Origin of the sequence: Devosia geojensis, assembly GCF_000969415.1 — a bacterium.
In the GTDB taxonomy this organism is placed as follows: Bacteria; Pseudomonadota; Alphaproteobacteria; order Rhizobiales; family Devosiaceae; genus Devosia; species Devosia geojensis.
The window spans coordinates 1-23,284 of sequence record NZ_JZEX01000023.1 but is presented as its reverse complement, the minus strand read 5'-3'; the positions used below and the strand labels follow the sequence as shown (position 1 = coordinate 23,284).

Below are 23,284 nucleotides of genomic sequence, written 5' to 3'. Positions count from 1 at the left end.
AGAACCGCCTAAAGCGGCGTGCAGAGCATCAGTATGGCGTCGGGCGTTTCCAATTGCACGGCCGAGCCGCCGCTGGGTCCGGCCACCATCCGACCGGCCTCGATGCCGCGCGCGGCGCGCAGGGGACCGTCGTTGAAACCCACTCCGTCGGTATAGCTGGTGATGGCGCCGGTGCCCGAAGCCGTGTCGCCGGCGGTGCGGGCGGCAAAACCGTAAACGCCGCCGTAGAGGGTCAGGATTCCCGCCTTCTGCGCACTGCCATCCCGGCATACCCAGTTGCCCTGGTATTCCTGCCCATGGGCGGCGGGGACGAGCAGGGCGAACGTGGCGGCAGCAAGGGCGAATCGGCGCATGGCTGGCAGATTGGCCGCAGCTTCACCCGCTTTCAAGTGCCCCGCCGCAACGCCTTGCCGATCACCGGCACCCTGGCGAGGACCATCAGCGCGCGCAGCCGCAGGGGCATCCGATAGTCGCGCAGCTTGGAAAAGCCGACGAGCTCGGCGTGGTAGACGATCTCGCCGTGCTGGTTGCGCGCTTCCAGCGTATTGAACAGCAGCCCCCAACCGGGAATGGAGTTGGACGGGCGCTTGTTGGTGACGACGAGGGTGTAGCGCACGCTGTCGCCCGGGCGCACCGGCGCGCGGAACTCCATGGAGTTGACGCCGGGGGAGGGGCCGGAAACGCCCGGCTCCTTGCCGAGCCCGCGCAGTCGTTCCTCCTCGGCAAAGAGCGCGTCGACCATCTTGCGGTGTCCGACGCACACCGTATGCCAGCCGGAGGCGACGATCCCGCCGAAATGGCTATGGCTCGCCGTTTCCTTGTCCACGTGGAAGTACTGCGGGTCGTAGAGCCGCCCGAAGCGGACGATCTCCTCCTCGCTGAAGGTATGGGTGCCGAGGTCGAACACCTCGTCGATGACGATGTCTTCGAACCAGCGGGTCATTGCGCCGCCTCCGCGACCGGGGCTGACGCGTCGCGCAGCTCGACGAGGTTGGAGAGGCGCATGGTCAGCACCGGCTGGTTCTTCTGGTTCCGCACGTCGAAGTCGAGGGTCATGATCCCCCATTCCGGGTGGTGATGGGAGCGGCGCAGCTCCGCCACCGTTACCGTGCCGCCGATGGTGTCGTCGACCATCACGGGGTTCTTCCATTTGAGGTTCTTGAACCCGAGACCCCCCGCCGAAGCGAGCTTGCCGAGGAAGCTGTCGACCAGCATCCGCAGCGTCAGCGCTCCCGTTTGCCAGCCGCTCGAGGCAAGGCCGCCGAGCAGCGATTCCCTCGCCGCCTTCTCGTCGAGATGGAACGGGAACGGGTCGAACTCGCGCGCGAAGGTGACGATCATCTCCTTGGTGACGGTCGTCTTGCCGAGATCGATCACCTCGCCGACCTGAAGGTCCTCGAAATGCCGCAGGTCTTTCGTGACAGGATTGGTCATTTGCTTGCCCTATACGTCAAGCGGGAAGATGCACCCGGGCGCGTCAAAGGGCAAGTGCCGGCGCAGCCACGGGGAGCCGCTCCGGTTCGCGGGCGGCTCCGGGTAAGATCGTTCTGTCGTTGCGGGGGGACCGGCGGGGAAGCCGGAAAAAATCAGCGCCCGTTGAGGGCGAGGAATGCGTCGACGAGATTCTTGGCGCGGGTGAGCGCTGCGTCGGCGCCTTCTTCCAGCGGCGTCTCCGGGCGCTTGGAAAAGCTCTTGCCGGTGGCGATGCGGGTGATCGTGGCGATCCACGCCTCACCGGCGGTCAGGGTGATGTCAAACCCCTTGTAGACAGTGTTCATGGTCGAACTCCTTTGCGTCTCACCTCCCTTGCCGCGGCCGCGCTGTGCGGCCGACAGCCTGAAATGGGGTTTACCACCCCGATTTTCAGGGTTGAACCGGCTTGCGGAATAGCTTCTATGCGGGGAGCGGGAAGCACGGGAGGGGGAAATTCCATGTGGCAGACGGCGATGCAGGCGGCGATTGCGCAGCGTCTTGAGGCGGATACGCGCGTCGAGGCGCTCTTCGTCGGCGGCAGTTTCGGGCGCGGCGAGGGCGACCGTTTCAGCGACATCGATCTCGTCGCGGTCGTTCCGGGCGAGCATCAGGAAGCCGTCGCCGCCGATTGGAAGGGCGTGCTCGGGTCGATCGCGCCGGTGGTCTTCTGGCACGATTTCGCCCGCCCGGCGCTCATCACCAACGCCGTGACCGAGGATTGGCAGCGCATCGACCTCATGATCGTCGAGGGTGTGCAGCAGCGCTCGCGCGACACCCTGAAGCCCCTTTTCGACAGGGCAGGCCTCTACGATGCCTTGCCTGAAACACAGCCCTGGACAGGGCCGAACAAGGGCAGGGTCGAGGGGCTCATCAGGGAGTTCATCCGCGTCTTCGGCCTCCTTCCCGTCGCCGTCGGGCGCGGCGAATTCCTTCTCGGGCAGATGGGTGTCGGGCTCCTGCGCGGCATGCTCGTCGATCTCCTGCGCGAGGAGGTCGAGCGCGCCGACAAGGGCGGCATGCTCAACTGGACGAGGCTTCATTCGCCCGAACAGCTCGCCCTCATCGCCAGCGTCCCCAGCCCCGAGCCGACGCGCGACAGCCTCATCGCCGCCCACCTCGCCTGCGCCCAGGCCTTCCTCCCCCGCGCCCGCAGTATGGCCGAACGCCTCGGCATCGAGTGGCCGCAGCGCTTCGAGGATGCGGCTTGGCGCCATATCGAACGCGAGTTGGGCGTTGTGAAGCCGGCCAGCATGGCTTAACCGCAGGAACCGGCCCTCGGCCGCAGCCGTTGCTTGGGACGCAACGGGTCCCTGCCATGGCCATCTCACCGTCCCTACGCATCTATGCCGCCTGCTTTGCCGCGTGCCTCACGGTCGGCAGCTGGTATCCGCGCATCGCCGATGTGCAGGCGGGGCTCGATCTCAACAGCGCCCTTCTCGGCCAGAGCCTTGCCGGCTATCCCGTCGGCACCATGCTCGCTTTCTCGCTCGGCGCGCGCTGGGCGACGCGGCTCGGCTTTGCCCGCTGCTTGCCCTCGTCACGCCGGTCATGGGGCTGGCGCTCGTGCTAGCGACGATCGCGCCGTCGCCGCCGCAGCTCTTTGCCGCGCTTCTCATTGCCGGCCTCGGGCAGGGCATGCTCGGCATCACCGCCAATGTCGAGGCCGATCGCATGGAGGCGGTGCTCGGCCGGCGCGTGGTGGTGCGTGCCCATGGGTTCTGGAGCCTTGCCGTATTGGTCGCGGGTGGGGCAGGGGCGCTGGCGCGCGGCATGGATATCGCGCCCGTCTGGCATCTCGGCGCCGTGCTGCCGCTCGCCAGCGTCCTCGTCTGGCTTTCGGTTGCCGGCTACCAGCCGATGCCGCCGCGGCAGAGCGAAGCGGCGGCGCGCCCGTCGCGCCTGGTGCGGCCGAGCCGCGCCGTCCTCGTGCTCTTCCTCGCCGCCGGGGGCACGCTCTTCATCGACAATGCCGCGTCCGACTGGTCGGTGATCCTGATGCGCGATGCGCTCAGCGCCAGCTCCTTCCTTGCTGGCCTCGGGCTCACCGCCTGGGCCAGCGGGCAGGCCTTCGGGCGCCTCTCGCACAACTGGGTGGCCAAGCGCATCGCGCCGGAAAGGCTGGCGCTCGCGCTCGCCGGCATAGCCGTCCTCGGCCTGCTGCTCGTCATCTTCGCCCCGAACAGCATCGTCGCCATTGTCGGTTTCGCGCTCGTCGGCCTCGGCACCAGCGCGCTGCTGCCCATGGGGCTCTCGGCGGCGGCGCGTCTCACGGAGCGGCCCTCAGCCGTCAACGTCGCCGCGCTCTCGCAGCTGACCTTCCTTGCCTCGATCCTCGCTCCACTCGTCATCGGCTGGGTTGCCGAGGCGTTTGGCCTGCGCGCCGCGTTCGGCCTCGGCATCGCCATCCTCATCGCCAACGGCGTGACGATCCTCTGGCGCCGCCCGTTCGCGGCGCTCGCCAAACCCGCCGAGTGAACCGGCTCAGGTGTTGAACTTGAACAGCATCACGTCGCCGTCCTTGACGACGTACTCCTTGCCTTCGTCGCGCGCCCTGCCGGCCTCGCGGGCTGCGACTTCTCCGCCGAGCGAGACGAAATCGTCATAGGCGATGGTTTGCGCACGGATGAAGCCGCGCTCGAAGTCGGTGTGGATGACGCCGGCCGCCTGCGGAGCCTTGTCGCCCTTGTGGATGGTCCAGGCGCGCGCTTCCTTGGGGCCGACGGTGAAGTAGGTCTGCAGCCCCAGGAGGTCGTAGGCCTCGCGTATCAGCCGGTTGAGGCCGGGTTCGTGCAGGCCCAGCGTCTCGAGGTACTCGGCCTGCTCGGCGTCCGGCAGCTGGGCGAGCTGGCTCTCGATCTCGGCCGAGATGACGACGACTCCCGCGTTGTGCGCATGGGCGTAGTCCTCGACCTGCTTGCTCATCGTGTTGCCGGTTGCAGCCGAAGCCTCGTCGACATTGCAGACGTAGAGCGCCGGCTTGGAGGTCAGGAGCTGCAGGCCCTCAAATGCCTTCTCCTCCTCGGCCGAGCGCTCCACATGCCGGGCCGACTTGCCTTCGCGCAGCAGCACCAGCGCCCGGTTGATGAGCTCGACGTTGAGCTTGGCTTCCTTGTCGCCCTGCTTGGCCTTCTTCTCGACGCCGGGCAGGCGCTTCTCGAGGCTTTCGAGGTCGGCGAGCATCAGCTCGGTCTCGACCACCTCGGCGTCGGCGAGCGGATCGACCTTGTTGGCGACGTGCAGGATGTTGGAATCCTCAAAGCACCGCAGCACATAGGCGATGGCGTCGCACTCGCGGATATTGGCGAGGAACTGGTTGCCGAGCCCTTCGCCCTGGCTCGCGCCCTTCACCAGCCCCGCGATATCGACGAACGACATGCGCGCCGGAATGACGTTGGCTGATTTGCCGATCGCCGCAAGCTTGTCGAGCCGCGCGTCCGGCACCGCCACCTCGCCGACATTGGGCTCGATGGTGCAGAACGGGAAGTTCGCCGCCTGTGCGGCGGCCGTGCGCGTCAGCGCGTTGAAGAGCGTCGACTTGCCCACATTGGGCAGGCCGACGATGCCCATCTTGAATCCCATGGGGAACTCCGGATTTTTCGTTGCCCCCAAATCGGGCGGATGGGCGGCAAAGTCAATGGAGGAAGGCCGGCAGGCGCGGCGCGCGTGTTACTTCCCGAACATCTTCCTCAGCATGTCCGCCATCGGCCCGCTCTCAGGCATCTTCACCTGCGGCTTTGCCGCCCGCGCCTGGCGGATATGGCTCTGCGCCTTGGGCGGCGCTTTTTCGGTTTTCACCGGCTCGCTGCCGAGGACCAGCGCCAGCTTGTTCATCAGCCCGTTGTCGTCGCCCTTGACCACGAGGTCGGCGTTGCGCGCCAGCGTTTCGAGCAGCGGCTCGAGCCATTCGGCATCCGCCTTGGCGAAGTCGCCGAGCACGTGGTGGTTGACCAGCTCCTTGGCGCCGGGATGGCCGATACCGATGCGCACGCGCCGGTAGGCGGTGCCGATCTGCGGATCGATCGAACGCAGCCCATTGTGCCCGCCATTGCCGCCGCCGCGCTTGATGCGCACCTTGCCCGGCGCGAGGTCGAGCTCGTCATAAAAGACCGTCACGTCCTCGGGCGCGATCTTGTAGAATTGGCAGGCCTGCTGCACCGCATCGCCCGAGTGGTTCATATAGGTCTGGGGCTTGAGGATCAGCACCTTCTCACCGCCGATGCTGCCTTCGCTGAGGAGTCCGCCGAACTTTGCCCGGAACGGCCCGAAGCCGTGCTCGCGCGCGATCGCCTCGACGGCCATGAAGCCGACGTTGTGGCGGTGGTTCTGGTACTGGCTGCCCGGATTGCCCAGGCCGACGAAGAGCTGCATGGCGAAATTCTTTTTGCGGCGATGGTGATGCCGAATACCGACGTTAACCTTCTACCACCGGGTCATTCCCGCGAAAGCGGGAAACTCTGTTTCAACGCAGAGCTGCAAACGGAGGTCCCCGCTTTCGCGGGGATGACCCGTGGGGATGAGAGCGTGAATTCAGCCGGCGCGTGCACCACCCTTAAAACGAATGAGGCGACCCGCAGGCCGCCTCATCAACTCTAACACGCTTTGGCGCGCAAGGGGATCATTCCCCTTCGGCGGCCTCGCCGTTACCCTCGGCAGCTTCCTCGCCGGCCTCGGCTTCGGCGGCCCGCAGGCCCGACGGAGCAACGATGGTGGCGATGGTGAAGTCGCGGTCGGTGATGGTCGGGGTGACGCCGCTGGGCAGCGACACGGCCGAGATGTGGATCGAATCGCCGATTTCGGTGCCGGTGAGGTCGACGACGATCTCCTCGGGGATGGCGTCGGCCGGAGCGTTCACCTCAACGGTGTGGCGCACGATGTTGAGCGTGCCGCCGCGCTTGAGGCCCGGGCTCTTCTCCTCGTTGATGAAGTTGACGTGCACTTCGACGTGGAGCGTGGCGCCCTTGGTCACGCGCAGGAAGTCGACGTGCATGGCGAAGTCCTTGACCACGTCGAGCTGGTAGTCGCGCGGGATCACCTGGTGCTTCTGGCCATCGACGTCGAGCGTCAGGACGTGGGAGAGGAAGCCGCCGGAGTAGATCGCCTTTTGCGCGTCCTTGAAGGGGATGGAGATGGTCACCGGGGGCTGCTTGCCCCCATAGATGACGGCAGGGACAAGTCCCTGACGGCGCAGTTCACGAGCGGCCCCCTTGCCCACCCGATCCCGCGCCTGAGCCTTGAGCTCTCTGGTCGCAGCCATGGAATGTTCCATTCATGGGTTGGTGTATGCTGTACCCAAACAACATACGCGCCCGTCCTCCAGGGGTGACGAGCGCTTCATGGCGCGCGGATATAAAGGAAAGGGGGGCGATGGGCAAGGGGTGCGTTGCCGTCCTGTTCAATCCGCCAACTTGAACGCCAGCTCCGTCACCCATTTGCTCGAGTCCTTCTCGACCTTTGGGTCGGTCGGATAGATCTCCAGCCGGCAGCCGAAGACGTCGCCGGCGGGGGAAGGGTGCGTGTCGAGCTGCAATCCTTGCGCCTTCACCCAGTCGAGCAGCGCGCCATTGGCTGCTATCAGGTTCCGGTAATGGCCGGTATGGGTGAGCGTCGCGTAGCGTCCCGCCGGCAGCGTGCCGGCGACGAGCAGGTCGTCGGCCGATTCCTGCCGCTCCGTCGGCAGGCCGAAATCGATCTCGAGGGCGCTCGGCATGTCGATGATGTTGTAGCGGAAGAAAGGAGCGTCCGTTGCCGCGATGCCGCGCTTCTTCATGCGGCGTTTGAGGTCCGCGAGCGCCTTGGAGGCGACGGTTCCGAATGGGATTTTGACGATCTTTCGCACGCCAAGGTAAGGCCGTCCCGGCAGTTCCATGATCTTGGGTTCGCTCAGCATTCCGTTCACCTCTCCCCGCTCTCGCGCGTCGCCGGCACCCAGATCTCGATGCCGCCGAGGCCGGTCTGCGGGTCGAAGTTCTCGTCGTAGAGCTCGAAGCAATCCCTGGGATGGTAGCCGTTCTCGGGGATATAGCGCCCGAAAATTGCGGCGAACGTCTGGTTCAATTCCGACAGGTGCGTCTCGTGGCGGAAGACGAGATAGTCCTGGGCGGGAAACTTGTGGACGGTCAGCTCCGCCGGCAGGTCGGCCGGCACGCGCGCCACCTCGACGCCGGCCATGTAGAAGAAGTCTTCCTTCCAGTCGCCGCATACACCGTACCAGTAGCCCAGCACCTCGCCGAGCGTGCCCTCATAGGGCTGGAACTTCTGCCACAGCCCGGGGATGGTGTTGGGCCCATCCATACGGAAACGGCCGCCGAGCCCCACGACGGTGAATGCGTCGCGCTGCTTGCGTTGCGGTTCCTCGAGGTCGGCCATCACTGTCTCATGCATACCGATCGACTCCATCAGCAAGCGTTGGTCGATGTCGTGCCCCTTGCGCGCTTCGTCCGGCGTGATGCCGAACTGGTCGCGAAAGGCGCGAGTGAAGCCTTCGTGGGAGTTGTAACCGGCCTCGAGCGCGACGGCGAGAATGCTGGGCGCCCCGTCGCGCAGGGCCTTGTAGGCTTCGGTCAGCCGGCGGGCGCGCAAATAGGCGACCACCGGCATGCCCGTTGCGTAGGTGAAGCTGCGGCTGAGGCTGAACCGGCTGATGCCGGTCGCCCGGGCGATGTCGTCGAGGCTCGGTGACCTGTTGAAGTTGCTCTCGATGAACCAGATCGCCTTCTCGACCACACCCATCTTCGTTCCCTGCACTCTGCTCCCCGTTGGCGCAAACACCTTAGGAGCGTACCGTCCATGCCTGCTTGACCGATCTTGCGGGCCGAGGCCCTAGTTGCTCGGCAAGGACTTCAACTGGTCCTGCAGGTACCGCCGCACCGCCGCGTCGGTGGATAGGCCCATGGCGATCGTCAGCGCCTCATGGGCCTCTGCCGTGTTGCCGGCCCTGCGCAACAGATGGCCTTTGAGCGCCCAATAGGGCTGGTAGCCGGCCATGCGCTTGTCCCCTTCGAGGGGAGAGATGGCGGCGAGGGCTGGAATGGGGCCCTCGATTTCGCCCTGTGCCGCCGCACGGTTGAGCGCCACCACCGGCGACTGGGTCAGCGCCAGCAGGTGGTCGTAGAGCGCCAGGATCGCCGGCCAGGTGTTCGCGCCGGTCTTCAGCCGCGCCACATGCGCGGACTGGATTGCGGCCTCGATCTGAAAGCGGCCGGAAGGGCCGCCGGCGTTGGCCTGCCGCAGCAGCGCCTCGGCCGCATCCATCAGCGTTTCGTCCCAGAGGTCCCTGTCCTGTTCGTCGAGTGGAACATAGGCGCCGTCGGGGCCGCGCCGGGCAGCGCGGCGCGCCTCGGCATAAAGCATCAGCGCCAGCATGCCCTTGGCTTCGGGCTCGGCCGGCAGCAGCGAGACGATCAGGCGGCCGAGCCAGATGGCTTCCTCGGCGAGCTGCGGCGCGCCGGGCTCGCCCAGCTCCGCCCAGCCCTTGGTGTAGGCGGCATAGATGGCGTCGAGCACGGCGTCGAGCCGCTCGGTCAGCTGGTCGCTGTCGGGAATGGCGAAGGGGATACCCGCGTCCTTCAGGCGCGATTTGGCACGCACCAGCCGCTGACCCATGGTGGCCGGCGGGATGAGGAATGCGGCTGCGATGTCCTGCGCCGTCAATCCCAGGATGGCCTGCAGGATGAGAGGCGTCCGCATGCCCTTCTCGATGGCGGGGTGGGCGCAGGCGAACATCAGCGCCAGGCGCCGGTCGGGAATATCGCCGGCGCTGCCGGCCGCTTCCTCCATCTCGTCGGCCATCATCTTGAGGTGCTCCTCGCCGGCCTGCCGGGTCTGCCGCCTGCGGGCCGCGTCGGCCTGGCGGCGGCGGGCGACCGTCAGCAGCCAGGCGTCGGGATTGGCCGGCACGCCGTCGGCGGGCCAGCTCTTGAGCGCCGCGGCGAACGCCTCGGCCAGCGCGTCCTCGGCGCCCGCCACGTCTCGCGTGCGGGCGGCGAGGAAGGCAACGAGCCGGCCATAGCTTTCGCGCGCCACGCGCTCGGCTGCCCGGCTCGCCTCGTTGCCCCGCTTCACTGGATGGGCGGCGCTGGTCACGCCGCCCATTGTCCCGCCACCTGGCGCGTCGTCGCATTGAGGCGGTTCCAGATGTTGATCGCGCCGATCTGGATGACGAGAGCGGCGAGCGTTGCTTCATCGAAGTGCCGCGCCGCCTCGTTCCAGATCTCGTCCGGAACCGGGTCGGCCTTGTCGGCGATACGCGTCACCGCTTCGGTCAAGGCAAGCGCGGCCCGTTCATCGTCGTCGAACCAGGGCGACTCGCGCCAGGCCGCGACGGCGAAGATGCGCTTGTCGCTCTCGCCTTCTCTCTTCAGCTCTTCGGAGTGCATCTCGACGCAGACGCTGCAGCCGTTGATCTGGCTGGCTCTCAGGTGCACGAGCTGCTGCAGCACCGGTGGGACGCCGGAGGCGGCCCTGCTCAGCGCATGCAGCGCCTTCATGGCGTCGGGCAGCAGCATGACGGGATGGGTCATTCGCGGATTCATCATCTTGCCCTCCCCGTTTTCAGCTGTGCGGATCGACGATCGGGCGGATCTCGATCGAGCCGTACTTGACGCTGGGGCAGCGCTGCGCCCAGGCGATGGCTTCATCGAGGCTCGGCACGTCGATGATGAAGTAGCCGGCGAGCTGCTCGCGCGCCTCGATATAGGGGCCGTCGAGCACGTCCGTCTTGCCGTTGCGGCTGCGCACGGTCGTTGCAGCCGACGCCTCCTTGAGGCGCAGCCCCGGAACGGCGTCGGCCTTGTTCAATGCCTCGTTGAAGGCGGCCCATTCGGCGTAAACCTCCTGCGGGGCAGTGGCGTATGCTTCATCGTCGTTGTGGATCAGCATCATGTAGCGCATGGAAATTTTCCTCATCGTTCTCGCCGGAACACCGTGCCCCGACGCTACAATGTCGGGGCGGTGTTGGCGAATTCGACTTTTGCGCATTCTTTTTTACGAGACCGGCACGTTCCCGTCCGTGGCGCACCAGGCCTTGCCGAAATGGTCGACGGTGTTGACCAGCGGGCGCACCTCGATCGGTCCCCATTGCGCCGCCGGGCAGCGCGCCGCCCACTTCAGCGCCTCGTCCATGTCGGTCGCCTCGATGATGAAATAGCCGCCGAGCTGCTCGCGCGTCTCGACATAGGGCCCGTCCTCGACCTTGAGCTCGCCGCCCTCGTTGACGAAAGCGCCGTCATCGAGCTGGCGGACCTCGCCGCCTCGCATGTGGATGGTCTTGGAATTCCAGGTCGGCGCCAGCGCCGAGGTCGCAACGAACGCCCCGGCCTTCCCAAGCGCCTCGTGGTAGGCGTACATCGTCTCCATGGCCTTGGCCATCTGCTCGGCGGGGATCGAGGTACCCACCTTCTCGTCGGCATAAAGCATCAGCATGTATCGCATCGCCGTTCTCCTTCCTCGCGGGGCACCATAGCCCGGCATGAGAATGTCGCGCGAGGATCGGCGATTTCGACAGGGTGGCCGGTTTCAGACGAGAAATCGCACACGCCGATAGCTGGCGTCTGGCACGTTTTCCCTTCTCCCCTTGAGGGAGAAGGTGCCCGAAGGGCGGATGAGGGGTCAGCGGTGCCGCCGCAGGCGCCGGCCCTTGTTGCGACATCGCGGACCCCTCACCCTGATTTTCCGCTGAACGCGGAAAATCTGTCCCTCTCCCTCAAGGGGAGAGGGGAAGAACGTGCCATGTGCGATGGCCTCAGGGGGAGGGGGAGCGGTAACGTATGGAAACCCTAATCCAGCAGGCTCGAGACCGACTGCTCGCTCGCCGTGCGGGCGATGGCTTCGCCGAGCAGTGGCGCGATCGAGAGCTTGCGGATGTTGGCGGTCGATTTGACCTCGTCGGTCGCCTCGATCGAGTCGGTCACCACCAGTTCCTTGAGCTTGGAGTTGCCGATGCGCTGGCCGGCGCCCTCCGAGAGGACGCCATGGGTGATGTAGGCCGAGACTTCCTTGGCACCGGCCTTCAAGAGCGCCTCGGCGGCATTGACGAGGGTTCCGCCCGAATCGACGATGTCGTCGATGAGGATGCAGGCCTGTCCCTCGACGTCGCCGATGATGTTCATCACTTCCGAGACGCCGGCACGCGGGCGGCGCTTGTCGACGATGGCGAGGTTCGCGCCGATCCGGCTCGCGACGTTGCGGGCGCGCTTGACGCCGCCGACGTCGGGCGAAACGATCATCACGTTGTTGACGTCGTAGTGCTCGCGGATGTCGCGCACGAACACCGGCGCCGAAAACAGGTTATCCGTCGGGATGTCGAAGAAGCCCTGGATCTGGTCGGCGTGAAGGTCGAGGGTCAGCACCCGGTTGGCGCCGGCTTCGGTGATGAGGTTGGAAACGAGCTTGGCCGAAATGGGCGTGCGGGAAGCCGATTTGCGGTCCTGCCGAGCATAGCCGAAATAGGGGAGCACCGCGGTGATGCGTCGGGCCGAGGAGCGGCGCAGCGCATCGCAGATGATGAGCAGCTCCATCAGGTTGTCGTTGGCCGGATATGAGGTCGACTGCAGGATGAAGACGTCTTCGCCGCGCACGTTCTCGTGGATCTCGACGAAGATTTCCTTGTCGGCGAAGCGTTTGACCGTGCAGTCGGTCAGCGGCAGTTCGAGATAGTCGACGACCGCCTCCGCTAGCGCCCGGTTGGAGTTGCCGGTTACCAGTTTCATGGCGGTGTCCCTGTTCTCAACATGCGCCGGCCGTCGGGCGCACCCCAGTTGCGCGCACCTTTACCGGCCCCCGCGCCGATAGGCAATCGGCCAAATGTCGGTTGTATGAACGAATTTCGGCGGTGGTGAAGGGGGCGGCATGGGCAGTCCGCTCACCCACCGGTGTCATCCCCGCGAAAGCGGGGACCTCCGTTTGCGGGCGGGTAATGGAAAACAGAGGTTCCCGCTTTCGCGGGAATGACCCCTGTGAGAGGGGCACCATCCTGCCACCACCCGCGATGTCACCCCGGCGAAGGCCGGGGCCCATCCTGAGATGCTGCGCCAGCCGCAAGGTGTGTGAACGGGGCAGGAAAGATCGTACGTCCGCTCTTCTCGCGCCCGCTGATGCATTCAGGGCTGGATCCCGGCTTTCGACCGGGGGGCACGGCTCCCCCTATCTCCCAGAGGAGAGGGAACCTCACACCAGCCCGATCACCGAGAGCTGCCGCCCGGTCGACCCGCCGTGGTGCGTCGCATAGCGATGGGAGAAGTACCGCTCGGGGCTGCCATAGGTGCACCCGCCTGCGATCTCGACCGCCGCGACGCCCGCTGCCCGCAGCTGCGCCGCGACGAACCCGGAAAGATCGAAGTGCTCGCGCCCGCCCGGACCCACCGAGAAGAACGCCTCCGCTTCCGGCCGGTGCGCGAGGAACTCGGCCATGAACTGCGGCCCCACTTCGTAGTTGGCCGCCGAGATGGTCGGGCCGATGGCGGCGACGATGCGGCCGGGCTCTGCGCCTAATGCCACCATCGCATCGACCGTCGCGGCGGAGATGCCCGCCCGCGCTCCGGGCCAGCCGGCATGGGCGGCGCCGATCACGCCGGTCTCGGGGTCGGCGAGGAGGATCGGCGCGCAGTCGGCGGTGACGATGCCGATGAGCAGTCCGCGCGTCCTCGTCACCATCGCATCCGCTTCCGGGCGCGCGCCCGGCTCGGTCGGGGCGGCGAGAGACACCACACGCGCCGAATGCACCTGGCGCAGCGTCGCCAGATGGCTCGGCGTAAAGCCCATCGCCTCGGCGATACGGCAGCGGTTTTCCGCCACAGTACCGGGGTCGTCCTCGGAGGCTTCGGAGATGTTGAGCGAGGTGAAGTCTCCGGTCGAAACGCCTCCGCGCCGCCCGAAGAAGCCGTGCTTCAGTCGGGGCAGGGCGGAAAGGTCGGGGCTCGTCTCGAACGGCGCGCTCACGGGGCGAATCCCTGCGGCTGCAATCCGGGGCTTGCCGCGCACAGCACCTTGAAGAGTTCGCCCATCGCATCTCCTCCCGTCAGCCGTTCCTGTGCCGCCGCGATGTCCCTGGCCGAGCCGGGATTGGCGGCCGAGAGCATCTTGGCCCGTTCGCCGATGCCGAGGCTCTTGAGGAACGCACCCTGGTTCGCCAGCGGCTGCACCGCCAGCCCCGCCCGCCGCGCGACCGTCGCCAGCGCCTCGAAGTCCACATGGGCGGAGATGTCCGCTTCGCCCGGCGCCTCCAGCGGGTCGGCGTATTTGTGCCTGCGCACTGCCTGCAGCGTTTCGCCCGTCTGCGTGCGGCCATAGCCGTAGTCGATGGCGAGGATCGCCCCACCGAGCCGCGCGACCTGGGTGGAGAGCCGGTTCATCACCTCGCCGCCGGCGATGCCGACCTCCAGCACCTCGCCTTCGCCAGCGCTCTGCACCGCCTCGGGCATGGCGCTTGCGGGAATTGGCGTCGGTGACAGCCCGAAGGCGCGCTTGCCCTCCCGCAGCCCGACCATCCGCTCGTGCCAGCCGTCCTTGCCCCTGACGAACTGGCGGATCGGCAGGGCGTCGAAGAACTCGTTGGCGACCACCAGCAGCGGCCCGTCGCCGACCTTCTCGAAACTGTCGATCCATTTGGGGTCGTACGCCTCGAGCCGCGCATTCTGCTGCGCGATCAGCTCCGGGTTGGTCTCGAAGAGCCGCAGGTCCAGCGCATCGCGAAAGCCGGTCGCGCGGCAGGCGACCCGCAGCATGTCGGCCATCAGCGTGCCGCGTCCGGGCCCGAGCTCCAGGAGGGTGAAGGCCTTGGGCTCGTCCATCTGCTGCCAGAGGTTGACGAAGAAGAAGCCGATGAGCTCGCCGAACATTTGGCTGATCTCGGGCGCCGTCACGAAGTCGCCGCCGGCCCCCAGCGGATCGGCCTTGCGGTAGTAGCCCTTGGCCGGATGGGTGAGGCAGAGGCCCATGTAGTTGGCGATCGACATTGGCCCGCTGCTCTCGATCTGCAGGTCGATGAGCTCGCCGAGGCTCTTTTCGGTGGCCTCAGGCACGGCGGGACCTCATGGCGTAGGCGATGAGGCAGAGGCCGGCCAGGATCATGGGCAGGCTCAGGACCTGTCCCATGGTCAGCCACCCGCCGTAGAGATAGCCCAGTTGCGCATCCGGCAGGCGTACGAACTCCACCGCGAAGCGCGACAGCCCATAGCCGATGCCGAAGATGCCGGCGACCAGCCCCGGCCGGCGCAGCGCATGGGCGACATGGGTGGCGTAGCGGATGACGAGGAAGAGTATGAGGCCCTCCAGCGCCGCTTCGTAGAGCTGGCTGGGGTGGCGCGGCACGCCCAGCGGATCGGTCGGGAAGACCACGCCCCAAGGCAGGTCGGTCGGCGCGCCGAAAAGCTCGGCGTTGATGAAGTTGGCGATGCGCCCCAGGAAGATGCCGATGGTGCCGATGGCGGCTAGGAGGTCAAGCGAGGAGAGGAGGTTGCCCCCGCGTTTCCTCGTAAAGAGGATCACCGCCAGCATCAGTCCGATCATGCCGCCGTGGAAGGCCATGCCCCCGTCCCAGAGCGCGAAGATCTCCATGGGGTTCGCGAGGTATTGGGGCAGGTTGTAGAAGAGCACGTAGGCCACGCGTCCGCCCACGATGATGCCGATGATCGCCCAGAAGGCGAAGTCCCAGATGTCGTCGGGCGCGAAGGGCGGGGAATTGTCGGCCCAGAGCGCGCGGCGCTTCAAAAGCATGCGGCCATAGAGCGCACCCAGCAGCACGCCGGCAAGATAGGCGAGCGCATACCAGCGCACGACCAGCGGTCCAATGGCGAAAGCGACGGGATCGATCTCGGGAAAAGGCAAGGGGCGGGCTCCATGAGGGCTCGCGCGGACCATTGCCGCTTCGCCCGCTCTGGTCAAGTCGGGCGCCAGGGCCTACATAGGACACGACCGATTGCGGCATTGCCGCGGCCTTCAATCAAGGAGCCGGCCCATGGCCCAGAACAACAGGATTTTCGACGATCTCGGGCGCCTGATGAACGAGGCCGCGGGCGTTGCCGACGGCGTGCGCCGCGAGGTCGAGACCGTCGTCAAGTCGCAGGCCAAGCGGATCGTCGCCGACATGGACCTCGTCAAGCGCGAGGATTTCGACGCGCTGCGCGAGCTCGTCCAGGTGCAGGGCGAGGAGATCGACCAGCTGCGCAAGGAGCTTGCAGCGCTGCGCACCAAGAGGAAGGCCGAGTAGGCCGGCTCGGTGCGCCTCGCGGGCTACTCCTTCGCCGGAATATCCAGCCCCCGCTGCACCGCCGGTCGCACCAGCGCCCGCGCCAGCCAGCCGGGCACGTTCTTCAGCTCGTCGAACCCGACGATCTCGCGCGCCTCGTAGAACCCGATGAGGTTGCGCACCCAGCCGATCATCGAGATGTCGGCGATGGTGAACTCGTCGCCCATGATCCACTCGCGCCCCTCGAGCCGCGTCTCGATGACGCCGAGCAGGCGCTGCGATTCCGCCCGGTAGCGCTCGAACGGTCGCTTGTCCTCGATCTCGCGGCCCTTGAACTTATGAAAGAAGCCGAGCTGCCCGAACATCGGGCCGATCGCTGCCATCTGGAAGAACACCCACTGGATGGTTTCGTAGCGCCGCGCGGGGTCGGTGGGCAGGAGCTTGCCGGTCTTCTCGGCGAGATAGAGGAGGATCGCGCCCGACTCGAAGAGCGGCAGCGGCTTGCCGCCGGGTCCCTCCGGATCGATGATCGCCGGGATCTTGCCGTTGGGGTTGAGCGAGAGGAACTCCGGTGTCCATGTCTCGTCGGCGCCGATGTCGATCCGGTGCGCCTCGTAAGGGAGGCCGATCTCCTCCAGCATGATCGAGACCTTCACCCCGTTCGGCGTCGGCGCCGAATAGAGCTGCAGAAGGTCCGGATGCTCGGCAGGCCAGCGCTTGGTGATGGGGAAGACGGAAAGATCGGTCATGCGGCACCTCTGGTCTTTGAAGTTCCGCCCGACCATAATCACGCCCGCCCGCCCCGCAAGGCGGTATCAGTCATGGAACCGTGCGACCGGCACTCCCGCCACGGGTGCGCGGAAGGAGACGATGCCGCCGCAGAGCGGATAGCGTTCCAGCACCTCCGGCTCGATGCCGGAGCTGAGGCTCGTCACGTAAACCGTACGCATGTCCGGCCCGCCGAAGCACGGCATGGTCGGGCGCAGCACCGGCAGGTTGATGAAGCCCAGCAGCTCTCCGTCCGGAGAAAACCGGTTCATCCGGCTCATCGAAGGGCCGGCCGACCAGTACGTCCCGTCCAGGTCGCACGCTCCGCCGTCGGCCCGTCCCAGCGCCTCGCTGTCGGCGATGAATCTGCGCCGGTTCTGCGCGACGCCGGCTTGCGGGTCGAAGTCCCAGACATCGATCCACATGTCGCCGCGCGAGTCCGAGTGGTACATGCGCGCGCCCGCCGCATCCCAGGCTAACCCGTTCGAGGTCGCCAGCCCCTCGGCGATCACCCGCACCGTCCCGTCCGGCCCGAAACGATAGAGCTTCGCCTCCGGGCTCCCGGTATTGCTGGCATCCATGCCGCCGACCCAGAACGCTCCATCCGGCCCGACCTTGCCGTCGTTGAGCCGCATGCCGGGCTTTTCGTGCGCGATCCGCGCCAGCGTCTCGCGTTTGCCGCTCGCCGGATCGAAGAGCACCACCTCGTCGGTCAGGGCCACCACCAGCCGTCCCGACCGGCAGAGCCCGAACGATCCCACCGGTCCGCTAAAGCTCCAGCGGGTCCGCTCGCCGCTCGCGATATCGAGCGCATGGATCGTGCCTGCTGGAATGTCGGTCCACAGCAGCCGCTGCGTTTTACTGTCCCAGACGGGGCTCTCGCCCACCGCAAAGCGCTCGGCGATGAGGGTTGCGATCTCGATCATCAAATGCCTCGCGTTTCGCGTCGAATCGCTGACATTTCGTGCACGTTTCGCCCTCTGTCCGATAGCCTTTCGCGGTGATTTTCATGGCCCAGATCCTGCTCACCGGCGCCGCCGGCCAGCTCGGCTCGCATCTGCGCGCCTGGTTCGCGCGGGAGGGGCGTCCGGTGCTCGCCACCGATATCCGCCAGCCCGAGGCGGGCGAGCCCGTCGAGATCGCCGACCTCGCCGACCGGGCGGCGGTCGACCGGCTGATGGCGCAGGACATTGCGGCGGTCGTCCACTTCGGCGGCATGGCCAAGGAAGCCGGCTGGCAGACGATCCTCGAGGCCAACATCATGGGCGCCTACAATGTCTTCGAGGCGGCGCGCAAGGCCGGGGTCGGACGCGTCGTCTATGCGTCCTCCTACCATGTGCTCGGCATGCATCCGGTGGTCGACGAGCCCCTTGGCCTCGGTGCGCCGGTGCGGCCGGACTCGCTCTACGGCGTCTCCAAGGTCTTCGGGGAGGCGCTGGGGCGGCTCTACTTCGACAAGTTCGGCGTCGAGTGCCTCGCGATCCGTATCTGCACCGCCGGCACGCCGGGTACGGCGCGCGAGTGCCGGCTCTGGTGCAGCCGCGACGATCTCGCCCGGCTCGTTTCGCGCGGGCTCGACATGCCCGATCTCGGTTATCGCACCGTCTTCGGCATCTCGGACAACGCGGATGCGTGGTTCGTCAACGAGCCCGATCCCGGCCTCGGCTGGCGGCCGCGGCACTCCTCATCCGAGCTCGGTCTGCCGTATGCCGCCGATCCGCTCGATCCGGCCGATCCGCGCAACCAGCGGCGGGGCGGCGTCTTTGCCGAGTGGCCGCATTTCGACGACTGAATGCGAAAGAGGCGCCGCCCCTTCGGGCGCCGCCTCTTGTCCGATCCGGCGTGCCGGGGTCAGCGGCGCACGCGCACCGATTCCACGTAATTGCCGAACTCGCCGAGCGAGGAGGCGCTGGTGGTGTAGGTGCGGCAATCGCGGAAGCCGCCGCTGGTGCACACGTCGATGGTGAATTCGCCGCGATTCTCGATGGAGCCGATGCCTTCCGACCAGCGCGGCAGGCGGTAGCTGTCGCCGGGCTCGAGGCAGAAGCTCTCGCCGCGGAAGCGCGAGCGCTCATAGAAGCACGCTTCGTAGATCACCGGCGGGCGCACCACCGGCGGGCGGGGCGGACGGGGGTCGACGATGATCGGCGGGCGCGGCTGGCCGATGCCGATGGAAACGTTCGGGCCGCCGGGACCGCCGATATTGAAGTCGAGGCTGAAGCCGCCGCCCGAACCGCCGCGGTCGGCCGCCAGATAGCTCGAGGACACCCAGCCGTTGCGGCCGGACTGGATGACATAGCACCAGCCGCTCTGGCAGCGCTGCACGTCGACCTCCTGGCCGCGCGCGAGGGTGGCGACGACCGGATAGCCGGTGCCGGGGCCCGAGCGCACGTTGACGTTGGTGGTGGCGTAGCCCGGCGCCGCCTGGGCGGCGGGCAGGAACATGACGGCAGCCGCGGCCGCGACGGCGATGCCGGTGGCGATGTTCAGCAGGAATTTGCGTGTCTGGCGGTTCATTGGACGCTCCTTGTCGAGGCTGCGCGCCTCTTTTTGGTGCCGATCCCGCTCTTGTCTGCGCGGGCGTGGCGAATGCTTCCGGTTTCAGCAACGGCTCCCGGTGACGGAAAGTTCCCGGGCGCGACGACTGCCGAATGCTCCTTGATTTCGATTATATTTCGTTGCGCCAAATAGTTCCATCCACCAAAACTTGTACGGTTACCATCGCGCCTATGCCGGTGGGCAGGTTTATTGGAAAACCGCCCGCTGCGGCATCTATTGCCGTTCCGCCGGCCGCGTCATTGCGGCCGGCAGGGACATGAAACACTTGGTTCAATGAACGCAGGCTGAATGAAGGCTCTATCGCGCGATCATCCTCTTGCCGCCGTCTTCGCCGAGCGCCACGTAGACGAAGCGGCCCTCGGTCACCTTGACCCGGTCGGCGACGCGGTTGCGCCGGGCCCAGGCCTCGATGGCGACGGTGATCGAGGTCGTGCCGATGCGCTCGATGGTGGTGTAGACGCAGAGCACGTCCCCGACCTTGACCGGCGCGATGAAGGTCATCGCCTCTACGGCGACGGTCACCACGCGCCCGCCCACGTTCTCGACGGCGGCGATGGCGCCGGCGATGTCCATCTGGCTCATCACCCAGCCCCCGAAGATATCGCCGGCCGGGTTGGTGTCGGCGGGCATGGCGAGCGTGCGGATGGTCAGAGCCCCATGCGGCTCGGTCTGTACCTGGATCATGGCAGGGGTCCTTTCACCGGCCAGCGGCCGGTTTCCTCTTCCCAGTGCTTGCGGCACAGCGAAACATAGACGGATTTCTCGATCGACACCTGGTCGCCGTCGGTCAGCACGCGTCCGTGCTCGTCCTGGCGCACCACCATGGTGGCCTTTGCCCCGCAATAGCAGATGGTGCGGATCTCGCGCAGCACGTCGGCGATGGCGAGGAGCTCGCAGGAGCCCGGAAAGAGCTTGCCCTGGAAGTCCGTGCGCAACCCGAAGCACATCACCGGCACCTTCAGCCGGTCGGTGACGCGGGCGAGCTGCCAGACCTGCGCCTGCGAGAGGAACTGCGCCTCGTCGACGAAGACGCAGTCGACCTTGGATTCGCGCATGGCGTCGTGCACGCGCTGATAGAGGTCGTCGCCCGGATCGTAGATCTCGGCTTCCGCCTTGATGCCGAGGCGCGAGGAGATGACGCCGACGCCGTCCTCGGCATAGTGGCGCGAGGTGAAGAGCAGCGTCCTCATCCCGCGCTCGCGGTAGTTGTAGGACGCTTGCAGCAGCAGTGTGGATTTGCCCGCGTTCATCGCGGCATAGGAGAAATAGAGCTTGGCCATCGGCGTCGGACGATCCGTGAGGGACCTCTTATTGCCCGGCCGGGCCCGGCCCGCGAGTCCCACCCTTGGCGCATCCCCAAAAAAAGACCGCCTGGGCTTGGAGCCTGGCGGCCAGAACCGATCGGGGTCGGCAGGAACGGGTGGGGTTGGCGGCCTGTCCGTTCCTCTGGAGAAACCGGTGCGCGGCGCAAGCGGGGGCGCGGGGCAGCGGTTCTTCCCGGTGTTGGGGACGCCGGGAGCAGGTATCACGCTAGGCAATGTCTATGACGGGGCAATGACAGGGGTTCCATAAAACTGCCTCGGAGTGCAGATAGTCAGTTCAATCGCGGCGGGCCCCGGAGAAATGTTGATGAAACGGCTGCTTGTTCTCTTGATCACTTTCATGACTGCCGCTCCCGCGCTGGCCCAGGGCTTCGCCTCGCCAGTCGGCACCTGGGAAATCGAGATGCGCGACTCGCGCTACGAGGTCGCCATGTGCGGCGAGAGCGGGAATCAGCTCTGCGGCACGCTCGTCTGGCTCGGCGGCCACGCCGACAACGAGGAGAACCGGCCCTACCTCAACACGCTTCTCATCGACCACGCCCCGCCGGCCGGCGAGAACCAGTGGAAGGGGACGCTGCGCATCTTCGGCCAGACGGCGACCGGCACCATCACCCAGCTCAGCGACAACCACATCCAGCTCGAAGGGTGCGTGGCCTTCATCTTCTGCCGCACCTATCAGCTCTATCGCATCAACTGATTTGGCATACCCGGCGATCAAGGCTCGGCGGCGACTGCTGCCGGCCGCTGCCGCGCAAACAGCAGCGGGATCACCTCCACGAAGACGATGGCTGCGAAGATCAGCGCGGCGCCGAGATAGCCGATCGGAACCAGCCGCTCGCCGAGCAGCAGGGCGGCGCCCAATGCGGCAAAGAGGCTTTCGCTCGACAGGACGATGGCGGCGTTGGCCGGCGGCACGTGCTGCTGGCCGATAGCCTGCAGGCTGAACGCCACCGCCGTCGACAGGATGCCTGCATAGGCGATCTCGACCCACCCGAGCGCGATGCCCGAAAGATCGGGCGTCTCGAAGATCGGCACGAGCCCGGCACAGAGCACGCCGCACACGAGGAAGCTGACGGCCGAGACGAAGACCGGCAGCCCCGTCATCCTCGCCACGATGCCGAGGAGGAACACCTGCACCGCCCAGAAGAGCGCGCAGGCGACGACGAGAAGGTCGCCGCTGTTGAAGGTGTCGAGCCGCCCGCCGTTGAGCAGGTAGACCCCGGTCAGCGCCATCGGCACGCCGAGCCAGATCACCGGGTGCGGCACCGTCCTCAGCGCGACGGCCGCGATCATCGGCACGAAGAGCACGTAGAGCGCGGTCAGGAATCCGGCATTGGTGACGGTGGTGACCGTGAGGCCCACCTGCTGGAGTATGGAGCCGGCGGTGAACGCCAGGCTGAGGATGGCTATCAGCAGCCACTGCTTGCCGGTGATCCCGGCTTTCCTGCGCCGGTACTCCCAGAGGGCCAGCGGCGCGATGACGATGGCGCCGAGCAGGTACCGCAGCGCACCGAACGTCAGCGGGCCCATCACGTCCATCGCGGTCTTCTGCGCGACGAAGGCGAAACCCCAGATGGCGGTGGTGATGAGCAGCAGGAGCGTCGCGACGGGGCGGCTCAGGACTGCGCTGGTCATTCGAGCTCGGCGTCGAGCGCCGCGATCAGCCGGTCGATCTCGCCGGGGCTCGTATAATGGGTGAACGAGACCCGCAGCACGCCATGGGCCGGATCGATGCCGACGCCTTCGAGCAGGCGATAGGCGTAGAAGTGCCCGCCGCTCGCCATGATGCCATGGGCGGCGAGGCGGCCGGCAACCTCGACGCCCGGCTCACTAAGCGCCAGCGCCACGGTCGGCGCGCGAAGCGAGGGATCGAGCGGGCCGATGACGCGGATGTCGTTGCGCTTGCGCAGGTAGTCGAACAGCGGTTCGGCGAGCGCCTGCTCCTGCGTCCGCATGGCCGCGTGCGCCCGCCGGAACGGCGTCTGCCCGGTGACCGCATCGCCCGCGACCTCGGCGACGAATTCCAGGTAGTCGGCAACGCCGGCGCAGGCGGCGATCTGCGCATGGTCCGGCCCCGCCGGTGTCAGGCGATAGCGCGGCTTGTCGTCGTTGAAATAGTGCCCCTGGTTGGGCAGCTCCGCCGCCAGCGACGGTTGGATCGCCATGATGCCCTGATGCGGTCCATAGACCTTGTAGGCCGAGAAGAAATAAATGTCGGCTCCCAGCGCCATAAGGTCCGGCAGGCCATGCGGGGCGTAGCTGACGCCGTCGATCGCGGTCACCGCGCCGACGGCATGGGCGCGCCTGGTGATCTCGGCCACCGGATTGATCTCGCCGGCAATGTTGGAGCAGTGCGGCGCGGCGACGAGCCTTACCTTGCCGTCGAGCAGCGCATCGAGCCCGGCAAGGTTGAGCCGTCCGCTCTCGCCATCCACCCGCCACTCGCGCACCTCGATGCCGCGCGCGGCCAGCCGCCGCCATGCGCCGGTGTTGGCCTCGTGGTCCTGGTTGGTGACGACGATGGCATCGCCCGGCTTCAGCCATCCGGCGAAGGCATTGCCCAGCACATAGGTGTTGGCCGAGGTCGAGGGACCGAAATGGATCCAGTCGGGCGTGACGTTGAGCGCCGCGGCGATCCGCTCATAGGCAAGGTCCATCGCCTCGCCGGCCTCGATCGAGGCCGGGTAGACGCCGTAGGGCTGCACCTTGGTGCGGCGGTAGAACCCCTCGAGGCGCGTCAGCACCTGCAGCGCCGTATAGGAGCCACCCGCATTCTCGAAGAACGCCTGACCTTTCAGCGAAGGCTCGGCAAAAGCGGGAAAGGCGGCGCGGATGCGGGCCGGATCGAGGGGCAGGGCGGTCATCGAAGGTCCAATCGGGGCGGTGGCCGATTGGTATGCGAGAGTTGCGGACGCCGCAAGTCGGGGGGATGCTACGGCTCCTGCGCGCCCCTCCCCCTTGAGGGGAGGGGTTGGGGTGG

30 protein-coding genes are annotated in these 23,284 nt (G+C 66.9%); 6 read left to right on the top strand and 24 right to left on the bottom strand.

Annotated features, from left to right (window positions below; all coding sequences use genetic code 11):
* Nucleotides 1-8: 8 nt before the first annotated feature.
* From VE25_RS01505 to VE25_RS01490, 4 genes are all read right to left on the bottom strand, one after another.
* Nucleotides 9-353 carry a hypothetical protein gene (locus VE25_RS01505; protein WP_046106810.1) on the bottom strand — a complete coding sequence of 115 codons (345 nt, stop codon included), beginning with the start codon at nucleotides 351-353 and terminating at the stop codon, nucleotides 9-11.
* Nucleotides 354-385: 32 nt separating this feature from the next.
* A complete protein-coding gene (locus VE25_RS01500) occupies nucleotides 386-943 on the bottom strand; it encodes a MaoC/PaaZ C-terminal domain-containing protein (RefSeq protein WP_052731651.1) in 558 nt (185 codons plus the stop codon).
* The gene (locus VE25_RS01495; protein WP_046106809.1) at nucleotides 940-1,434 is read right to left on the bottom strand and encodes a MaoC family dehydratase; all 495 of its coding nucleotides are present in this window, start codon (nucleotides 1,432-1,434) and stop codon (nucleotides 940-942) included. The genes VE25_RS01500 and VE25_RS01495 overlap by 4 nt, the downstream gene beginning before the upstream one ends.
* Before the next feature lie 152 nt (nucleotides 1,435-1,586).
* Nucleotides 1,587-1,778, bottom strand: a complete 192-nt coding sequence (locus tag VE25_RS01490) for a hypothetical protein (RefSeq protein WP_046106808.1) — start codon at nucleotides 1,776-1,778, stop codon at nucleotides 1,587-1,589.
* Between the two features lie 153 nt (nucleotides 1,779-1,931).
* On the opposite strand from VE25_RS01490, the gene VE25_RS01485 reads away from it, so the two are divergent.
* From VE25_RS01485 to VE25_RS01475, 3 genes are read left to right on the top strand one after another with little or no spacing between them, the layout of a single operon-like run.
* Nucleotides 1,932-2,732: a nucleotidyltransferase domain-containing protein gene (locus VE25_RS01485; RefSeq protein ID WP_046106807.1), complete on the top strand. Its 801-nt coding sequence runs from the start codon at nucleotides 1,932-1,934 to the stop codon at nucleotides 2,730-2,732.
* A 56-nt stretch (nucleotides 2,733-2,788) separates the two neighbouring features.
* Complete coding sequence (locus VE25_RS01480; RefSeq protein WP_046106806.1) at nucleotides 2,789-3,043, top strand: hypothetical protein; 255 nt, start codon at nucleotides 2,789-2,791, stop codon at nucleotides 3,041-3,043.
* The gene (locus VE25_RS01475; protein ID WP_160299937.1) at nucleotides 3,037-3,948 is read left to right on the top strand and encodes an MFS transporter; all 912 of its coding nucleotides are present in this window, start codon (nucleotides 3,037-3,039) and stop codon (nucleotides 3,946-3,948) included. The genes VE25_RS01480 and VE25_RS01475 overlap by 7 nt, the downstream gene beginning before the upstream one ends.
* Nucleotides 3,949-3,954: 6 nt before the next feature.
* On the opposite strand, the gene ychF is transcribed toward VE25_RS01475, so the two are convergent.
* From ychF to lgt, 13 genes are all read right to left on the bottom strand, one after another.
* Nucleotides 3,955-5,052, bottom strand: coding sequence for a redox-regulated ATPase YchF (gene ychF / locus VE25_RS01470; protein WP_046106804.1), 1,098 nt, complete (start codon nucleotides 5,050-5,052; stop codon nucleotides 3,955-3,957).
* Nucleotides 5,053-5,139: 87 nt separating this feature from the next.
* Nucleotides 5,140-5,841, bottom strand: a complete 702-nt coding sequence (pth, locus tag VE25_RS01465; RefSeq protein ID WP_046106803.1) for an aminoacyl-tRNA hydrolase — start codon at nucleotides 5,839-5,841, stop codon at nucleotides 5,140-5,142.
* A 247-nt stretch (nucleotides 5,842-6,088) separates the two neighbouring features.
* Nucleotides 6,089-6,727 carry a 50S ribosomal protein L25/general stress protein Ctc gene (locus VE25_RS01460; protein ID WP_046106802.1) on the bottom strand — a complete coding sequence of 213 codons (639 nt, stop codon included), beginning with the start codon at nucleotides 6,725-6,727 and terminating at the stop codon, nucleotides 6,089-6,091.
* 138 nt (nucleotides 6,728-6,865) lie between these two features.
* Nucleotides 6,866-7,360: a GyrI-like domain-containing protein gene (locus VE25_RS01455; RefSeq protein ID WP_046106801.1), complete on the bottom strand. Its 495-nt coding sequence runs from the start codon at nucleotides 7,358-7,360 to the stop codon at nucleotides 6,866-6,868.
* Between the two features lie 5 nt (nucleotides 7,361-7,365).
* Nucleotides 7,366-8,217 (bottom strand): AraC family transcriptional regulator, encoded by an 852-nt coding sequence (locus VE25_RS01450; protein ID WP_152664471.1) that lies wholly within the window; start codon nucleotides 8,215-8,217, stop codon nucleotides 7,366-7,368.
* A gap of 75 nt (nucleotides 8,218-8,292) precedes the next feature.
* Nucleotides 8,293-9,564 (bottom strand): RNA polymerase sigma factor, encoded by a 1,272-nt coding sequence (locus tag VE25_RS01445; RefSeq protein ID WP_244466841.1) that lies wholly within the window; start codon nucleotides 9,562-9,564, stop codon nucleotides 8,293-8,295.
* Nucleotides 9,552-10,004 carry a carboxymuconolactone decarboxylase family protein gene (locus tag VE25_RS01440; protein WP_046106828.1) on the bottom strand — a complete coding sequence of 151 codons (453 nt, stop codon included), beginning with the start codon at nucleotides 10,002-10,004 and terminating at the stop codon, nucleotides 9,552-9,554. The genes VE25_RS01445 and VE25_RS01440 overlap by 13 nt, the downstream gene beginning before the upstream one ends.
* 19 nt (nucleotides 10,005-10,023) lie before the next feature.
* Complete coding sequence (locus VE25_RS01435) at nucleotides 10,024-10,362, bottom strand: YciI family protein (RefSeq protein WP_046106799.1); 339 nt, start codon at nucleotides 10,360-10,362, stop codon at nucleotides 10,024-10,026.
* A 93-nt stretch (nucleotides 10,363-10,455) separates the two neighbouring features.
* Entirely contained in the window at nucleotides 10,456-10,902 is a 447-nt protein-coding gene (locus VE25_RS01430) for a YciI family protein (protein WP_046106798.1), read from the bottom strand.
* A gap of 344 nt (nucleotides 10,903-11,246) precedes the next feature.
* Nucleotides 11,247-12,179, bottom strand: coding sequence for a ribose-phosphate pyrophosphokinase (locus VE25_RS01425; protein WP_046106797.1), 933 nt, complete (start codon nucleotides 12,177-12,179; stop codon nucleotides 11,247-11,249).
* Nucleotides 12,180-12,636: 457 nt separating this feature from the next.
* Nucleotides 12,637-13,407 (bottom strand): peptidoglycan editing factor PgeF, encoded by a 771-nt coding sequence (pgeF, locus tag VE25_RS01420; RefSeq protein ID WP_046106796.1) that lies wholly within the window; start codon nucleotides 13,405-13,407, stop codon nucleotides 12,637-12,639.
* Nucleotides 13,404-14,489: a class I SAM-dependent methyltransferase gene (locus VE25_RS01415; protein ID WP_244466840.1), complete on the bottom strand. Its 1,086-nt coding sequence runs from the start codon at nucleotides 14,487-14,489 to the stop codon at nucleotides 13,404-13,406. Before VE25_RS01415 ends, pgeF begins: the two co-directional genes overlap by 4 nt.
* Nucleotides 14,482-15,327 (bottom strand): prolipoprotein diacylglyceryl transferase, encoded by an 846-nt coding sequence (gene lgt / locus VE25_RS01410; protein ID WP_046106795.1) that lies wholly within the window; start codon nucleotides 15,325-15,327, stop codon nucleotides 14,482-14,484. Before lgt ends, VE25_RS01415 begins: the two co-directional genes overlap by 8 nt.
* Nucleotides 15,328-15,424: 97 nt before the next feature.
* On the opposite strand from lgt, the gene VE25_RS01405 reads away from it, so the two are divergent.
* Nucleotides 15,425-15,676 carry an accessory factor UbiK family protein gene (locus VE25_RS01405; RefSeq protein ID WP_046106794.1) on the top strand — a complete coding sequence of 84 codons (252 nt, stop codon included), beginning with the start codon at nucleotides 15,425-15,427 and terminating at the stop codon, nucleotides 15,674-15,676.
* 23 nt (nucleotides 15,677-15,699) lie between these two features.
* Here the strand turns inward: VE25_RS01405 and VE25_RS01400 are convergent, their stop codons facing one another.
* Nucleotides 15,700-16,404 carry a glutathione S-transferase family protein gene (locus tag VE25_RS01400; RefSeq protein WP_046106793.1) on the bottom strand — a complete coding sequence of 235 codons (705 nt, stop codon included), beginning with the start codon at nucleotides 16,402-16,404 and terminating at the stop codon, nucleotides 15,700-15,702.
* Between the two features lie 66 nt (nucleotides 16,405-16,470).
* Complete coding sequence (locus VE25_RS01395) at nucleotides 16,471-17,349, bottom strand: SMP-30/gluconolactonase/LRE family protein (RefSeq protein ID WP_046106792.1); 879 nt, start codon at nucleotides 17,347-17,349, stop codon at nucleotides 16,471-16,473.
* 83 nt (nucleotides 17,350-17,432) lie between these two features.
* Between VE25_RS01395 and VE25_RS01390 the strand changes: the two genes are divergently transcribed.
* The gene (locus VE25_RS01390; RefSeq protein WP_046106791.1) at nucleotides 17,433-18,215 is read left to right on the top strand and encodes an NAD-dependent epimerase/dehydratase family protein; all 783 of its coding nucleotides are present in this window, start codon (nucleotides 17,433-17,435) and stop codon (nucleotides 18,213-18,215) included.
* 59 nt (nucleotides 18,216-18,274) lie between these two features.
* On the opposite strand, the gene VE25_RS21610 is transcribed toward VE25_RS01390, so the two are convergent.
* From VE25_RS21610 to VE25_RS01375, 3 genes are all read right to left on the bottom strand, one after another.
* A complete protein-coding gene (locus VE25_RS21610) occupies nucleotides 18,275-18,940 on the bottom strand; it encodes an SH3 domain-containing protein (RefSeq protein ID WP_052731650.1) in 666 nt (221 codons plus the stop codon).
* A 339-nt stretch (nucleotides 18,941-19,279) separates the two neighbouring features.
* Nucleotides 19,280-19,666, bottom strand: coding sequence for an acyl-CoA thioesterase (locus tag VE25_RS01380; protein ID WP_046106790.1), 387 nt, complete (start codon nucleotides 19,664-19,666; stop codon nucleotides 19,280-19,282).
* Complete coding sequence (locus tag VE25_RS01375) at nucleotides 19,663-20,262, bottom strand: thymidine kinase (RefSeq protein ID WP_046106789.1); 600 nt, start codon at nucleotides 20,260-20,262, stop codon at nucleotides 19,663-19,665. Before VE25_RS01375 ends, VE25_RS01380 begins: the two co-directional genes overlap by 4 nt.
* A 349-nt stretch (nucleotides 20,263-20,611) precedes the next feature.
* Here VE25_RS01375 and VE25_RS01370 point away from each other — a divergent pair, with 349 nt between their 5' ends.
* On the top strand, nucleotides 20,612-21,001 hold the full coding sequence (locus VE25_RS01370; RefSeq protein ID WP_052731649.1) for a DUF2147 domain-containing protein: 390 nt from the start codon (nucleotides 20,612-20,614) through the stop codon (nucleotides 20,999-21,001).
* 17 nt (nucleotides 21,002-21,018) lie between these two features.
* On the opposite strand, the gene VE25_RS01365 is transcribed toward VE25_RS01370, so the two are convergent.
* Together VE25_RS01365 and VE25_RS01360 are read right to left on the bottom strand one after the other, a co-directional pair.
* A complete protein-coding gene (locus VE25_RS01365) occupies nucleotides 21,019-21,939 on the bottom strand; it encodes a DMT family transporter (protein ID WP_052731648.1) in 921 nt (306 codons plus the stop codon).
* Entirely contained in the window at nucleotides 21,936-23,168 is a 1,233-nt protein-coding gene (locus VE25_RS01360; protein WP_152664470.1) for an aminotransferase class V-fold PLP-dependent enzyme, read from the bottom strand. Before VE25_RS01360 ends, VE25_RS01365 begins: the two co-directional genes overlap by 4 nt.
* Nucleotides 23,169-23,284: the final 116 nt, after the last annotated feature.

Excerpts from the sequence above, each read along its gene's own strand:
- VE25_RS01360 (WP_152664470.1), bottom strand. The coding sequence starts at position 23,168 with ATGACCGCCCTGCCCCTCGATCCGGCCCGCATCCGCGCCGCCTTTCCC.
- pth (WP_046106803.1), bottom strand. The coding sequence starts at position 5,841 with ATGCAGCTCTTCGTCGGCCTGGGCAATCCGGGCAGCCAGTACCAGAAC.
- VE25_RS01430 (WP_046106798.1), bottom strand. The coding sequence starts at position 10,902 with ATGCGATACATGCTGATGCTTTATGCCGACGAGAAGGTGGGTACCTCG.
- VE25_RS01380 (WP_046106790.1), bottom strand. The coding sequence starts at position 19,666 with ATGATCCAGGTACAGACCGAGCCGCATGGGGCTCTGACCATCCGCACG.
- VE25_RS01445 (WP_244466841.1), bottom strand. The coding sequence starts at position 9,564 with ATGGGCGGCGTGACCAGCGCCGCCCATCCAGTGAAGCGGGGCAACGAG.
- VE25_RS01485 (WP_046106807.1), top strand. The coding sequence starts at position 1,932 with ATGTGGCAGACGGCGATGCAGGCGGCGATTGCGCAGCGTCTTGAGGCG.
- VE25_RS01375 (WP_046106789.1), bottom strand. The coding sequence starts at position 20,262 with ATGGCCAAGCTCTATTTCTCCTATGCCGCGATGAACGCGGGCAAATCC.
- VE25_RS01440 (WP_046106828.1), bottom strand. The coding sequence starts at position 10,004 with ATGAATCCGCGAATGACCCATCCCGTCATGCTGCTGCCCGACGCCATG.
- VE25_RS01395 (WP_046106792.1), bottom strand. The coding sequence starts at position 17,349 with ATGATCGAGATCGCAACCCTCATCGCCGAGCGCTTTGCGGTGGGCGAG.
- lgt (WP_046106795.1), bottom strand. The coding sequence starts at position 15,327 with ATGGTCCGCGCGAGCCCTCATGGAGCCCGCCCCTTGCCTTTTCCCGAG.
- VE25_RS21610 (WP_052731650.1), bottom strand. The coding sequence starts at position 18,940 with ATGAACCGCCAGACACGCAAATTCCTGCTGAACATCGCCACCGGCATC.
- VE25_RS01500 (WP_052731651.1), bottom strand. The coding sequence starts at position 943 with ATGACCCGCTGGTTCGAAGACATCGTCATCGACGAGGTGTTCGACCTC.
- VE25_RS01460 (WP_046106802.1), bottom strand. The coding sequence starts at position 6,727 with ATGGCTGCGACCAGAGAGCTCAAGGCTCAGGCGCGGGATCGGGTGGGC.
- VE25_RS01405 (WP_046106794.1), top strand. The coding sequence starts at position 15,425 with ATGGCCCAGAACAACAGGATTTTCGACGATCTCGGGCGCCTGATGAAC.
- VE25_RS01480 (WP_046106806.1), top strand. The coding sequence starts at position 2,789 with ATGGCCATCTCACCGTCCCTACGCATCTATGCCGCCTGCTTTGCCGCG.
- VE25_RS01490 (WP_046106808.1), bottom strand. The coding sequence starts at position 1,778 with ATGAACACTGTCTACAAGGGGTTTGACATCACCCTGACCGCCGGTGAG.
- VE25_RS01505 (WP_046106810.1), bottom strand. The coding sequence starts at position 353 with ATGCGCCGATTCGCCCTTGCTGCCGCCACGTTCGCCCTGCTCGTCCCC.
- VE25_RS01425 (WP_046106797.1), bottom strand. The coding sequence starts at position 12,179 with ATGAAACTGGTAACCGGCAACTCCAACCGGGCGCTAGCGGAGGCGGTC.
- VE25_RS01365 (WP_052731648.1), bottom strand. The coding sequence starts at position 21,939 with ATGACCAGCGCAGTCCTGAGCCGCCCCGTCGCGACGCTCCTGCTGCTC.
- VE25_RS01495 (WP_046106809.1), bottom strand. The coding sequence starts at position 1,434 with ATGACCAATCCTGTCACGAAAGACCTGCGGCATTTCGAGGACCTTCAG.
- VE25_RS01455 (WP_046106801.1), bottom strand. The coding sequence starts at position 7,360 with ATGCTGAGCGAACCCAAGATCATGGAACTGCCGGGACGGCCTTACCTT.
- VE25_RS01400 (WP_046106793.1), bottom strand. The coding sequence starts at position 16,404 with ATGACCGATCTTTCCGTCTTCCCCATCACCAAGCGCTGGCCTGCCGAG.
- VE25_RS01370 (WP_052731649.1), top strand. The coding sequence starts at position 20,612 with ATGAAACGGCTGCTTGTTCTCTTGATCACTTTCATGACTGCCGCTCCC.
- VE25_RS01435 (WP_046106799.1), bottom strand. The coding sequence starts at position 10,362 with ATGCGCTACATGATGCTGATCCACAACGACGATGAAGCATACGCCACT.
- VE25_RS01390 (WP_046106791.1), top strand. The coding sequence starts at position 17,433 with ATGGCCCAGATCCTGCTCACCGGCGCCGCCGGCCAGCTCGGCTCGCAT.
- ychF (WP_046106804.1), bottom strand. The coding sequence starts at position 5,052 with ATGGGATTCAAGATGGGCATCGTCGGCCTGCCCAATGTGGGCAAGTCG.